General features: G+C 71.9%; 13 protein-coding genes. 4 read left to right on the top strand and 9 right to left on the bottom strand.

Features of this window, described 5'->3' with window-relative positions:
- Window positions 1-189 precede the first annotated feature (189 nt).
- Both ACIPEQ_RS02580 and ACIPEQ_RS02575 read right to left on the bottom strand, forming a co-directional pair.
- The gene (locus tag ACIPEQ_RS02580) at window positions 190-639 is read right to left on the bottom strand and encodes a SufE family protein (RefSeq protein ID WP_402713887.1); all 450 of its coding nucleotides are present in this window, start codon (window positions 637-639) and stop codon (window positions 190-192) included.
- Window positions 636-1,547, bottom strand: a complete 912-nt coding sequence (locus tag ACIPEQ_RS02575; protein WP_209823690.1) for a sulfurtransferase — start codon at window positions 1,545-1,547, stop codon at window positions 636-638. The genes ACIPEQ_RS02580 and ACIPEQ_RS02575 overlap by 4 nt, the downstream gene beginning before the upstream one ends.
- Before the next feature lie 190 nt (window positions 1,548-1,737).
- Between ACIPEQ_RS02575 and zapE the strand changes: the two genes are divergently transcribed.
- Both zapE and ACIPEQ_RS02565 read left to right on the top strand, forming a co-directional pair.
- Complete coding sequence (gene zapE / locus ACIPEQ_RS02570; RefSeq protein ID WP_402714209.1) at window positions 1,738-2,688, top strand: cell division protein ZapE; 951 nt, start codon at window positions 1,738-1,740, stop codon at window positions 2,686-2,688.
- 267 nt (window positions 2,689-2,955) lie between these two features.
- Window positions 2,956-4,230 carry an ammonium transporter gene (locus tag ACIPEQ_RS02565; protein WP_402713886.1) on the top strand — a complete coding sequence of 425 codons (1,275 nt, stop codon included), beginning with the start codon at window positions 2,956-2,958 and terminating at the stop codon, window positions 4,228-4,230.
- Between the two features lie 277 nt (window positions 4,231-4,507).
- On the opposite strand, the gene ACIPEQ_RS02560 is transcribed toward ACIPEQ_RS02565, so the two are convergent.
- Entirely contained in the window at window positions 4,508-5,479 is a 972-nt protein-coding gene (locus ACIPEQ_RS02560) for an aldo/keto reductase (protein ID WP_402713884.1), read from the bottom strand.
- A 130-nt stretch (window positions 5,480-5,609) separates the two neighbouring features.
- Here ACIPEQ_RS02560 and ACIPEQ_RS02555 point away from each other — a divergent pair, with 130 nt between their 5' ends.
- Together ACIPEQ_RS02555 and ACIPEQ_RS02550 are read left to right on the top strand one after the other, a co-directional pair.
- On the top strand, window positions 5,610-6,002 hold the full coding sequence (locus ACIPEQ_RS02555) for a ChaB family protein (protein WP_402713883.1): 393 nt from the start codon (window positions 5,610-5,612) through the stop codon (window positions 6,000-6,002).
- 78 nt (window positions 6,003-6,080) lie between these two features.
- On the top strand, window positions 6,081-7,049 hold the full coding sequence (locus tag ACIPEQ_RS02550) for a beta-ketoacyl-ACP synthase 3 (protein WP_402713881.1): 969 nt from the start codon (window positions 6,081-6,083) through the stop codon (window positions 7,047-7,049).
- An 86-nt stretch (window positions 7,050-7,135) separates the two neighbouring features.
- Here ACIPEQ_RS02550 and ACIPEQ_RS02545 read toward each other — a convergent pair whose 3' ends face one another.
- The 6 genes from ACIPEQ_RS02545 to flgN all read right to left on the bottom strand — a co-directional run bounded on the left by ACIPEQ_RS02545 (window position 7,136) and on the right by flgN (window position 12,533).
- Complete coding sequence (locus tag ACIPEQ_RS02545; protein ID WP_402713880.1) at window positions 7,136-8,056, bottom strand: hypothetical protein; 921 nt, start codon at window positions 8,054-8,056, stop codon at window positions 7,136-7,138.
- A 72-nt stretch (window positions 8,057-8,128) separates the two neighbouring features.
- On the bottom strand, window positions 8,129-9,067 hold the full coding sequence (locus tag ACIPEQ_RS02540) for a hypothetical protein (RefSeq protein WP_402713878.1): 939 nt from the start codon (window positions 9,065-9,067) through the stop codon (window positions 8,129-8,131).
- 308 nt (window positions 9,068-9,375) lie between these two features.
- Window positions 9,376-9,744: a flagellar assembly protein FliW gene (gene fliW / locus ACIPEQ_RS02535; RefSeq protein WP_402713877.1), complete on the bottom strand. Its 369-nt coding sequence runs from the start codon at window positions 9,742-9,744 to the stop codon at window positions 9,376-9,378.
- Window positions 9,741-10,622, bottom strand: a complete 882-nt coding sequence (locus ACIPEQ_RS02530; protein ID WP_402713875.1) for a flagellin — start codon at window positions 10,620-10,622, stop codon at window positions 9,741-9,743. Before ACIPEQ_RS02530 ends, fliW begins: the two co-directional genes overlap by 4 nt.
- 2 nt (window positions 10,623-10,624) lie before the next feature.
- Window positions 10,625-12,040: a flagellar hook-associated protein FlgK gene (flgK, locus tag ACIPEQ_RS02525; protein ID WP_402713873.1), complete on the bottom strand. Its 1,416-nt coding sequence runs from the start codon at window positions 12,038-12,040 to the stop codon at window positions 10,625-10,627.
- Window positions 12,041-12,047: 7 nt separating this feature from the next.
- A complete protein-coding gene (gene flgN, locus ACIPEQ_RS02520; protein WP_402713872.1) occupies window positions 12,048-12,533 on the bottom strand; it encodes a flagellar export chaperone FlgN in 486 nt (161 codons plus the stop codon).
- Between the last annotated feature and the right edge of the window lie 10 nt (window positions 12,534-12,543).

Raw genomic sequence — 12,543 nt, 5'->3', positions numbered from 1 at the left:
GACCCGGCGTGCTCCGATCGGTGCCGTGGACCTTCGCCATGCTGTCTCCCCCCCCCCCGATGACTCCTCGATCTTGGCACGGGAGGAGCGGGGACGACCAGCGAGAGGAATGTCGCGTCCCGACGGACTGACGGACGGGAGGCGCGGTGCCGACCGGCACCGCGCCTCCCGTCCGTCAGCAGACCGCGATCAGTCCGCAGCGGCCGCCTGCACCTGCCGCTGCACCCGGCCGAGCATGCCGACCATGCCCCGGATCCGCAGCGGGCTGACCGCCTCGGTGAGCCCGAGCGTCAGCGGGTAGTCCACCGGGACCGCCAGGACCTCGGACGCCGTCAGCCCCGACAGCCCCTGCGCCAGGATCGACGCGAACCCGCGGGTGGTCGGCGCCTCGCGCGGCGCCGTCGCGTGCATCCGCACCACGTCCGGCGCATCACCCGGGGCACCCACCGTGACGGTGATGAACACGGGGGACTGGCACTCCTCGACGCGCTCGAGCTCGTCCTCGTGCCCCTGCAGCCGCTCGGGCAGCGCGGGGAGCTCGTCGGAGAACTCGAGGAGCAGCTGGAGGCGGTCCTGCTGCGAGAGTTCGAGGAAGTCGTCGCGGATCTCGGCGAGGGGACGGGGGAGTTCGGGGCTCATCGGGTGGGAACGGTACCCGGCTCGGTGCCCGTGGCGATCGGGACGCGCACGGCGCTGCCCCACTCGGTCCAGGATCCGTCGTAGTTCCGGACGTTCTCGTAGCCGAGCAGGTGCTGCAGCACGAACCAGGTGTGGCTCGAGCGCTCGCCGATGCGGCAGTAGGCGATGACCTCGTCGGCGTCGCCGATGCCAGCGCCCTCGCGGTACACGGCGTCCAGTTCCTGCCGGCTCTTGAACGTGCCGTCCGGAGCGGCTGCGGTCGCCCAGGGGATGTTCACGGCGGTCGGGACGTGTCCGGCGCGCAGGGCGCCCTCCTCCGGGTAGTCCGGCGCCGTGGTGCGCTCGCCGGAGTACTCGGGAGCGCTGCGCACGTCGATGAGCGGCTTGCCGAGGTGCTCGAGCACGTCGTCCTTGAAGGCGCGGACCTGCTCGTCGCGGCGCTCCACGACGGGGTACTCGACCGGGGTGACCTCGGTGCGGTCGGTGGTGAGCGCACGGTCCTCGGCGATCCACTTCGCCCGGCCACCGTCGAGCAGGCGGACGTCCTCGTGGCCGAACAGGGTGAAGACCCAGAGGGCGTACGCGGCCCACCAGTTGTTCTTGTCGCCGTGGATCACGACGGTGGTGTCGCGGCCGATGCCCTTGCCGCCGACGAGCCGGGCGAAGGCCTCGCCGTCGATGTAGTCGCGCTGCACCGGGTCGTTGAGGTCGGTGTGCCAGTCGATCTTCACCGAGCCGGGCACGTGTCCGGTCTCGTAGAGCAGGACGTCCTCGTCGGACTCGACGACCACCAGGTCGGGGGAGCCGGCACCGGCGTCGAGCTGCTCCTGCAGCCACTCGGTCGACACCAGGCGCTCGGGGTGGGCGTAGGCGGCGAACTTCTCGGACGGGTCGACCGGTGCGGTCATCGGGGGTACCTCCAGGTGCGGGACGAGCGGAGCGGACGAGGCATAGGATCGGTCCTCGGTGCCCGCGGGCAACGGTACGCGGACGTACCGACCGCCACCTGCAACGTGACACCGCACGACATGCTTCCCGGAGGGGCCACACTTGCCTGCACACCTCGTCGACCGTGATCCGCAGGTGACGCCGCAGCAGATGGCCGCTGCGCTCGTCCCGCCGCCGCAGTTCGCCGACGCGTCGTTCGCCAGCTACCGGCCGGACCCGGAGTACCCGTCGCAGGCAGCGGTCCGCGACGCGGTCGAGGCCTTCGTCGCCGCCCGGCCCGAGCCGGCGAAGCGCGGACTGTTCGGCCGCCGCCGCGAACCGGTCCAGCCGGCGCGCTCGGGGGTGTACCTGGACGGCGGGTTCGGTGTCGGCAAGACCCACCTGCTCGCAGCGGCGTACCACGCGGAGCCGTCCCGCAAGACCTTCGGCACGTTCATCGAGTACACCGCGCTCGTCGGCGCGCTCGGGTTCCAGGGGACGGTCGACCTGCTCCGCGGGACGTCCCTGGTCTGCATCGACGAGTTCGAGCTCGACGACCCGGGCGACACGATGGTGATGACGCGGCTCATCAAGGAGCTCTCCGAGTCGGGCACGCGCTTCGCGGCGACGTCGAACACCCCGCCCGGCGCCCTGGGCGAGGGCCGGTTCGCCGCGCAGGACTTCCTCCGCGAGATCCAGGCCATGTCCGACCGGTTCGAGACGATGCGGATCGACGGGCTCGACTACCGCCGCCGCGCGGTCGACGAGTCTGCCCGCACGGTCGACGACGTCCCCGGTGCCCTGCCGGAGGGCACGACGACACTCGACGACTTCCGCGCGGTCGTCGCGCACCTGGCGAACGTGCACCCGTCGAAGTACGTCGCCATGGTCGACGGGCTCGACGCCGTCGGGCTCACCGACGTGCAGGCGTTCACCGACCAGACCGACGCACTGCGGTGGGTCGCGCTCGTCGACCGGCTCTACGACGGGCAGGTCCGCATCGTCGCGTCCGGCACGCCCCTCGACCAGGTCTACCCGCAGGCGATGCTCGACGGCGGCTACCGCAAGAAGTACCTGCGGGCCGCATCGCGCGTGGTCGCGCTGTCCCGCGCGGCCGACTGAGCCACCGACGGACGGGAGGCCCGTGGCGGCCCCGCCACGCGCCTCCCGTCCGTCGTTCGCGTGGCGCGACGTGCTCCAGGTCGGTCGGCGTCCTCGCCGCTCCCGCACGGGCCCGTCGGAGCGGCCCGAAACACATCGTTCACATGAGGGGCCGACGCGTTACACCCGCGAAACACATCGTGCTCCCTCGCGAAACGTCGCGTCGCCAGACTCTGAACACCCGAGGGCGGTCCCGAGAGCCGCACTGCAATCGCGAGAGGTGAACAGATGCTTGATCAGGGCAACACGGCATTCGTGTTGATCATGGCGGCGCTGGTGTTGTTCATGACACCCGGCCTGGCCTTCTTCTACGGCGGCCTGGTGAAGGCCAAGTCCGTCATCAGCATGATGATGATGTCCTTCGGGGCGATCGCCCTGGTCGGCGTCCTCTGGGTGCTCTACGGCTACGCGATCGCCTTCGCCAACCACGGCGAGGGCACGAACGTCGCGGGCATCGTCGGGTTCTTCAGCATCGACTGGAACCAGATCGGCCTCGGCCAGGCGTTCGAGGAGGCCAAGGCCTCGACCATCAACGCGGCGTACCCGTCGATGGCGTTCGTCGGCTTCCAGGCCACGTTCGCGATCATCACCGTCGCGCTCATCTCGGGCGCGATCGCCGACCGCGCGAAGTTCGGCGCGTGGATGATCTTCGCCGGCGTCTGGGTCACGGTCGTCTACTTCCCGGTCGCCTCGTGGGTGTTCAACCTCACCTCGGGCATGTTCGCCACGTGGGGCGTCATCGACTTCGCCGGTGGTACCGCGGTGCACATCAACGCCGGTGCCGCGGGCCTCGCCCTGGCACTCGTGCTCGGCAAGCGCGTCGGCTTCGCCAAGGGTGCGCACAAGCCGCACAACCCGCCCTTCGTCCTCCTCGGTGCCGCGATCCTGTGGTTCGGCTGGTTCGGCTTCAACGCGGGTTCCGAGGGCGCGGCCGACGGCATCGCCTCGCTCGCCTGGGTGAACACCCTCGCGGCCCCGGCAGCCGCGATCCTCGGCTGGCTGCTCATCGAGAAGCTCAAGGACGGCAAGGCCACCTCCGTCGGCGCTGCCTCGGGTGCCGTCGCCGGCCTCGTCGCGATCACCCCGGCCTGTGCCGCGCTGACCCCGGGCTGGGGCATCCTGCTCGGCTTCCTCGCCGGTGTGGTCTGCTGCTTCGCGATCGACTGGAAGTACCGTCTCGGCTTCGACGACTCGCTCGACGTCGTGGGCGTCCACCTGGTCGGCGGTATCTTCGGCACGCTCTACCTCGGCATCTTCGCCGACACCACCGGCCTCATCTACTCGGGCTCCTTCGCGCAGCTCGGCAAGCAGGCCGTCGCCGCCGGAGTCGTCCTGGTCTACTCGTTCGTGCTCGCCTTCGTGATCGGCTTCGCCATCGAGAAGACCATCGGCTTCCGCGTGAAGACCGAGGACGAGGTCGCCGGCATCGACACGGCGGTCCACGGCGAAGAGGGCTACGTCCTCTACGAGGAGCGCGACGAGACCCCGGTCTCGGTCCGCTAGCCACCGCACCACCCGCACGTCGGGCCCCGCGCACACAGCAGGCGCGGGGCCCGTCGTCGTGTGCGGGGCGTCTCGTGCGGTGCGTGCCGTTCGAACCGGGGAACCGAGATCAAACCAGGCGAGCGGGCCGGTTCGATGTCGGTTCCGTGGTCCGACAGCAGCCGGTGAGCACACGGACTGACGCAACGACGGCCGGGAGGCGCGGCGCGGGTCGGACCCGCACCGCGCCTCCCGGCCGTGCTCGCGGACGCGACGCGTGGTGCGCCGCGGGATCAGGTCACCAGGCGTAGTCCTCCGGCGAGGTCTCGTGCCCCGGGAAGATCTCGTCGAGGCGCGCCAGCGCCGCCTCGTCGAGACGGATGTCGACGGCACGGACCGCGGACTCCCACTGCTCCATGGTGCGTGGGCCGGTGATCGGCGCGGTGACGCCGGGCTGGTGCAGCAGCCAGGCCAGGGCGAGCTCGCCCGGGGTGTGGCCGAGCTCCTTCGCGAAGGACTCGTACGCGGTGAGCTGGTCGCGGTGGCCCTCGACGTACTCGGCGCTGCGGCCGGAGAGGCGGCGGGACCCGTTCTCGGTCTTCTCGATGACGCCACCGAGCAGGCCGCCCTGCAGCGGCGACCACGGGATGACGCCGAGGCCGTACTCGCGGGCGGCCGGCAGCACCTCGCGCTCGACGTCGCGGACGACGAGGTTGTAGATCGACTGCTCGCTGACCAGGCCGAGCGTGCCCCGACGGGCGGCGGCCTCCTGCGCCTGGGCGATGTGCCACCCGGCGAAGTTCGAGGAGCCGACGTAGAGGACCTTGCCCTGCTGCACGGCGACGTCGATCGCCTGCCAGATCTCGTCCCAGGGGGTCGCCCGGTCGACGTGGTGGAACTGGTACAGGTCGACGTGGTCGGTCTGCAGCCGGCGGAGGCTCGCGTCGAGCGACTGCCGGATGTTCAGCGCGCTGAGCTTGCCGCCGTTCGGCCAGTCGGTCATGTCGCCGTAGACCTTCGTCGCGAGGACGGTCTTCTCGCGTCGGCCGCCGCCCTTGGCGAACCAGCGGCCGATGATCTCCTCGGTGGCGCCCTTGCCCACCGAGCCGCCGTAGCCGTTGGCGGTGTCGAAGAAGTTCACGCCGAACTCGTGCGCCCGGTCCATGATCGCGTGCGAGTCGTCCTCGCTGGTTTCCGGGCCGAAGTTCATCGTGCCGAGCACCGCCCGTGACACCGACAGCCCTGTCCGTCCGAGGTGTGTGTAGTCCATGACCCCGGTCTACGCCCGGCCCGGTGTGCGGACCAGGCCCTGCGGGTACCGGTCATGCGCCCGGCGTAGAAGGGAGTGGCCCGCTCTCCACGGCGAGCGGTCGACACACCCCGGACGGAAGGACGCACCCATGCCCGCGAAGGACGAGATCCCCAGCACCCTGCAGCGGTCGCCGAAGCACGCGCAGGACATCTTCACCGAGACGCTCGACTCGGCCAACGAGACGTACGGACCGGGGGAGCGCGCACACCGCACGGCGTACGCCGCCGTGAAGCACGAGTACGAGAAGGTCGGCGACCACTGGGAGGAGAAGGACTCCTCCGGCCCGTCGGACTCCGGCGCAGCGGGAACGCGCGGTTCCGGCGAGACCCACGGCGGCGTCGACGCGAACGCCACGAAGGCGCACCTCATGGAGGTCGCGAAGCGTCTCGACGTCAGCGGACGCTCGACGATGGACAAGGACGAACTCGTGCAGGCGATCAAGCGCGCGAACGACCGTGCGACGGCGGCCTCGCGGAAGTGAGGAGCGGCGGGCCACCTGGACGTCCCTGCATGCCCGGCCCGGCATGAGCGCGCCGCGGAGGGGAGTAGCGTGCCGCGGGTGAACACGCCAGCACTCCGTGGCAGCCGCATCCTCGGCTTCGGCCACCACCAGCCCGAACGGGTCCTCACCAACGACGAGCTGTCGACCATGGTCGACACGAACGACGAGTGGATCACCACCCGCACCGGCATCAGGACCCGCCGCATCGCCGGACCGGATGACAGCGTCGTGTCGATGGCGATCGAGGCCGGCCGGATGGCGATCGCCGACGCCGGCCTCGAACCGTCCGACATCGGACTCGTGATCGTCGCCTCGACCACCCACCGCGAGCGGTCGCCCTACACCGCCGGTCGGGTCGCAGCGGCGCTCGGGATGGCGAACGGACCAGCGCCGATCGACATCAACACCGCGTGCAGCGGGTTCGAGTACGCGATGGCCCTCGCCGACCAGTCGATCCGCGTCGGCTCGTCGGACACCGCGCTCGTGATCGGGTCCGAGACGCTGTCGAGCATCGCCGACTGGACGGACCGGTCGACCTGTGTGCTCGTGGGCGACGGCGCCGGTGCCGTCGTCATCGGAGCGTCGGAGACCGCGGAGATCGGTCCCGTGTCCTGGGGGAGCGTGCCGCACCTGAACGAGGCCGTCCTCGTCACGCGGGACCCCGAGTACTTCACCCAGCAGGGCCGGTCCATCTACCGGTGGGCGATCACCGAAGCGGAGGGCCACGCACGCAGGGTGGTCGCCGCCGCCGGGGTGACCCTCGACGACATCGCGGTGTTCGCGTTCCACCAGGCGAACCTGCGCATCATCGAGCCCCTCGCCGCGGCGCTGGGCGGAGCGGACAAGTACGTCGTGCGGGACGTCGTCGAGTCGGGGAACACCTCGGCTGCGAGCGTGCCGCTCGGACTGTCCAAGGCCTGGCACCGCGGGGAGCTGCCGGAGGACGCGCTCGCCCTGCTGTTCGGCTTCGGGGGCGGGTTCGCGCACGCCGGACAGGTGGTGCGGACGCCGAAGCGGCGCGCGTGATCCCGTGAGCCGATGACGGACGGCAGGCGCGGTGCCAGCTGGCACCGCACCTCCCGTCCGTCGACGTGATCACGTCGTCGCGTGCGTCAGTCGCGTTCCTCGCGGTGCGGGGTGTCCGCCCACAGGTCGTCGTCGGCCCGGCTCTTCCGACGCCACGGCAGCGCGCGGCGCTCGTGGTCGTCCGATCGCTCGTCCAGCGCGCCCTTCGCCTTGGCGGCGCGGCCGCGCTCCTTCGTCGGCTTCGCCTCGAGCACGATGGTGAAGTGCCGCGGGGGCAGGCCGAAGCCCTCGCGGGAGGCCTGGACGACTTTCTTGCCCAACGCGTGGTTGCCGAGCCCCCCGACCGCTGCACCGATGCCGAACGGAAGCGCACGACCGAGGACCGATGCACCCTGCCGAGCGGCGAACCGCTTGATGAACTGGTCGCGGACCTTCCCGCCGATGCCGCTCACGACCTGCTTCGGCAGCGAGGCCGTCACCATCTCGCCCCAGAACGCCGAGCGCGCCTGGCCGCCGGCGGCCTGACCGGCGAGCTGTTTGACGAGCTGAGTGCCGGGAGCGCCGAGGATGAGGGCCATCACGAGGGTGCGGGAGCGCTCGGGGTCCTCGAGGGCGATGCCGTGCACCTCCGTCACCGACTGCGCGAAGAGAGCGGTCGCCTCCAGGAAGCCGACGGTCTCGGCACCGCTCAGCCCGAGGGCCGCAGCCATGCCGACGCCGGGGATGACCGCACTCGCGCCGACGGCAGCGCCACCGGTCGTGACCGCCGCCAGGTACTGCCGCTCGAGGATCTGGATGACCTCGGCCGGACTCGCGTCCGGGTGACGTCGTCGGATCGCGTTCACGTGCGCGACCACCACCGGGCGCTGCACCGCGATCACGCGGTCGAGCATCTTCGCCCACCCCTTCGGGCTGTCGGGCGTCGGGGTCCGGTCGTCGCGGGTGTCGGGCTGGACCGGGGCGGGCGGCATCGGCACGATCGCCCCGTCGTTGTGCTGTCGGGCCATGACGGAGACGGTACGCCCGGGCGGTGGGAGCTCCGCTCGCGCTGGTCGCCGCGCGCGTCGACCCGTCGGAGATCACCGGCACGGGATGCCCGCTCGGAGGAGCTTCGCCCGGAGTCGCTCGGGCTCCACCAGGTCGGCCCAGACGACCCGGACGACGGTCCTGACCTCGGGGAACGAACGGACGAAGTCCTCGCGCTGCTTCTCGTGCCAGCGCGCGGTAGCGGCCTCCAGGCCCTCGCCGTACTTCCCCCGCCCGTCGACCTCGACCACGACGCCCTGGTCGGGGAACCAGAAGTCGACCACTGCGGTCCGCTCGCCGGGCCGCGTGAAGACGTGCTGCTGGACGGGCGCCGGCGCTCCCAGCTGCCGGAAGCGCACTCGGCACACCGACTCCGCCGGGGAGTCCGACAGCGCCGACCCCATCCCGAGTGCCGTCGCCGCCTTGTCGTGTGCAGCGGTAGCCGCCCCGGCTGCCTCCGAGAGCATCGACGGGAGCAGCTGACGGCCGTGCAACGTGGCGTCGATGATCGGGAGCGCGGTGCAGAGCGGTTCGGTCGCGGCGACATCGACCAGGACGTCGACGAGTGGTTCGACGGTGACGCCGGCGAACATCGACGGGCTGTACGGCGGCGTGCCGTCCCACTTCCCGCGAGGTGCTCGCGCGACGACCGGGCGGGTCCGCAGGTACGCGGTGGTCTCGACGCGAGACCGCCGTGGGTCCCGCAGCTCGACCCGGTCCGGCGGGGCACCGACGAGGGGGAGCCCGTAGGCGAGTGCGGCGCTGCGGTGAGCGAGCAGTCTCGGGGGACGGATGCGGTGCGCGGTGGCGCGCACGAGCAGGAGGTGGTGTTCCTCCGGCAGGAGGTCGGTGACCGCTGCTGGATCGACCAGGACGCCGGGACGGATCGGCCGGAGCTCGCCGCGCTGTGCACGACGTTGCAGTGCGCGGCGCTCTGCGGAGGTGGAGTGACTCGTCCGGATCAGCGGGACGGCGAGGACTCGTTCGTGCATGTCCGCCAGCCTCGCGTCCTGGACCGGGGCGATCGGCGGGGGTGAGCTGAACTGGGGATGGTGAGTCGAGCCTCCCGGCTGTGCAGGAGTGGCGGCGGCGAGAAGTGCGACGAAGTTGCTGTCGTACGACAGCGGATCTGTCGCGGCAGCCGCGGGCGAGCGCAGCTGCGCGAGAAGTACGACAAACCCGTTGTCGTACGACAGCGGGCGAGTCGTACGACAGCGCAGGCCCGACGCGACGGGCGCGATGTCGAAGAACGCGTGCGATCGCGAGACGACCTAGCGCCTCGCCGCGCGCCCGCCGCGCGCTACCGCCGCGCGAGCTCGGCGCGCAGCGGCAGGTCCTGGTCCTCGAGGATGAACTGCGCGCCGACGGCCGTGCGCGCGTGCACGACGACCGGGGCGAGCAGGTTCACCGTCGTGCCGGACGGCCCCGGGTTGGCGACGACGAGCAGCATCGCGTCGGCGGGGTCGGTCAGGCCGATCGTCGCCGCCTGCTCGTCGGTGAGCTCGGGCGCGTAGTCGGGCAGGTGCACCGCGGCGTCGAGCAGGAAGAGCCGCGCGTCGTCGCCGTGCAGGGCGAAGAGCCCCTCGGCGCCGTCGACGGGCTCCAGGGTGAATACGGGCGCCGGCGACAGCCCGAACGGGGGCGTGGGGAAGGTCAGGTCGATGCTCATCGGAGGTAGTCCATCAGGGTCGGCTGCAGGACCTTCGCGGTGACGGCGAGGGCTGCCTGGTAGGTGGTCTGCTGTACCTGCAGGTCGAGGACGGCACCGGCGAGGTCGAGGTCCTCGATGCCGGCTCGGCGGGTCTCGAGTGCGACGGACGACGTCTTCAGCGCGTCCTGCGCGCTGAGCGCCGCCGCGTGCCGCACACCGACGTCGGCCTGTGCCGAGCGAAGGGTCCCGAGTGCGGCGTCGACGTCGTTGAGCTTCGGGTTCACGTTCACACCGTTCTGGAGGTCGGCGACGATGCCGTCGATCACCGCGAAGACCGATGACGCGCCCGAGCCGAACGCCGCCGCGCCCGGGGTGTCGACCCGCACGGTCTGGGCGTCGCCGACCCGTCGGGACACCGCCGTGGTCGCAGCGGCGAAGCCGTCGGCGCTCGTGTACGCGGTCGACGAGGTCGACGAGCCCGCGAACACCGACCGCGTGCCGTAGGTGCTGTTGGCGGCGGACTCGAGGTCGGCCTTCAGCGCCCGGAACTGCGTGATGAACGCGTCGCGGGCGGTGTCGTCCATCACACCGGAGTTCGCGGCCTGAACGGTCAGGTCCCGCACCGTCGCGAGCACCGAGTGGGCACCGGTGAGGGCACTGTCGGTCGTCGCGAGCCAGCCGACGGCGTCGTTCGCGTTGCGCGTGTACTGCGCGGCGGCGGCCTGCTCCTTCCGCACCTGCATCGACGAACCGGTGCCGACCGGGTCGTCCGACGGCTTCGCGATCGCCTGCAGCGTGGTCGCGCGCTGCGTGGCCTCGGCCACACGGGCGGCGTTGGCCTGCAGTCGCTCCGTCGCCGATGCGATCGACATCTGGGTGGTCACACGGGTGATCACGGTCAGCCCCTCCCGACGAGTCCGACGCGGTTGATGAGCGTGTCGAGCATCTCGTCGACCGCGGTGAGGACGCGCGCCGCGCCCTGGTAGGCGTGCTGGTAGCTCAGCAGGGCCACGTTCTCCTCGTCGAGGTCGACGCCGGCCCCGGACTGCTGCTGCGTGCGTGCGCTGGTCAGGGCGAGTCCGGTGAGCGTCGCCTCCGACGTGGCCGTCCGGGAGGCACTGCCCACCCCCGCCACGAACGTCGCCCAGGTGCTGTCCGCACCCCCGGCGACCGCGCCGAGTCGCGAGAGCGTGTCGGCGAACGAGTCGTCGAGTTCCCCCGCCGCGTTCCGCGTCGCGAGGCCCGTGCCGTCCGTCGGGACGACCGAGAGTCCCTGGGCCGCCGGTGTGCCGGTGGCGAGGGCGAAGAACGGCTGACCGGTGGCCCCCGAGGGCGTGGTGCCCTTCGCGTGCTCGGCGTTCACGGTCTCGGCGAGCCGGGTCGCGACCCGGTCGTACGCGGCGGAGGCCTCGGCGATCGCTCCACCGGTGCCGCCGGAGGCCGGGGCGAGGAGCGAGAGCGCACCGCCGATCGAGCCGCCGTCGAGTGTCACCGTGCTGGCGCTGCCCGAGGTCCAGCGGAGGGCGACGGCCGTCCCGTCGCCGAGCCGGGTGCCGCCGTCGAGTGCGACGGTGCGGACGGTGTCGCCCTGCACGAGCGGGTTGCCGCCCAGCAGCACGTCGACGGTCCCGTCGGTGTTCGTCCGGACCGTGCCGCCCGCGAGTCCGGCGATCTGCTGGGTGAGCTGGTCGCGCTGGTCGAGCAGCTCGTTCGCGTTGCCGCCGGCGGCGAGGGTCGACCGGATCTGCCCGTTCAGGTCGGCGACCTGCGCGGCGGCGCCGTTGAGCTGGTCGACCTGGGTCGCGGCGGTCGACCGGACGGTGGTCCACTGCGTGTCGAGGGCCTTCGAACCGGTGGCCAGGCTGCCCGCGACCGTGGAGGCCGCGGCGATCACGGTCGAGGCGGCTCCCGCGTCGTCGGGGTGCGCGGCGAGGTCGCTCCACGCCGACCAGAAGACGTCGAGCTGCGCCGAGAGGCCGTTCTTCCCGGGTTCGTGCAGGCCGTCCTCGATCGTCGAGAGGCCCGTCGCGCGGGTCTGTGCCCACGCCGAGGAGCCGGTCGCGGTGCGGAGGCCGGCGTCGAGCGTCAGGGAGCCGAGACGGGCGATGCCGTCGACCGAGACGCCCTGGCCGGCGAGGGCCGCGGTGCCGTGCACGAAGCCGGTCTGGACGGCGGGGACCGACGACTGCGTCACGCGCTGGCGGGTGTACCCGGCGGTGCCGGCGTTCGCGATGTTCTGCCCGGTGACGTCGATGCCCGCGCGGGCTGCGGTCAGGCCGGAGTAGGCGGTCGCGAGGGATCCGAAGGTGCTCACCACGGTGCTACAGGGTCCCCTCGAACAGGCGTGCGCCGTCGGAGCGGGAGCCGGAGCTGCCCGAGGCGTCGTAGGTGGACGCGTCGCCGACCGAGCCGGCGAGGGTCTCCTCGGTGGCCTGCGTCGCGGTGCGGAGGAAGCGGTCGTTCTCGTCGCGGAGCGCGCCGATCTGCGTCGTCAGCTCGACCATCGCGGTGAGGTGCGCAGCGAGGATCTCGCCCCAGGGGCCGTTCGGGGCAGCGGCCACCACGTCGCGCAGCGGTGCGCCGGGGTCGACGCCCCACTCCTCGGCGACGGCGGCGCTCGACGCGGCCCGCTCGAGTCCGGTGCTGCGGAGGCGTTCGAGCACCTGCTCGACCTCGCGGCTGGCGTGCGACACCCAGCGGGAGCGCCCGGCGGCGAGCAGGAGCTGCTCCTCCTCGAGCTTGAACGTGAGCAGTTCGAGCAGTTCGCGCTCGCGCCAGAGGACGGCGGACAGGTCGTTCACGCTCATGGCTCCTCCC

Source organism: Curtobacterium sp. NPDC087080 (assembly GCF_044745105.1).
Classification (GTDB): Bacteria; Actinomycetota; Actinomycetes; order Actinomycetales; family Microbacteriaceae; genus Curtobacterium.
Note: the sequence above shows the minus strand (reverse complement) of the source record. Positions and strands in the feature narration are given on the sequence as shown.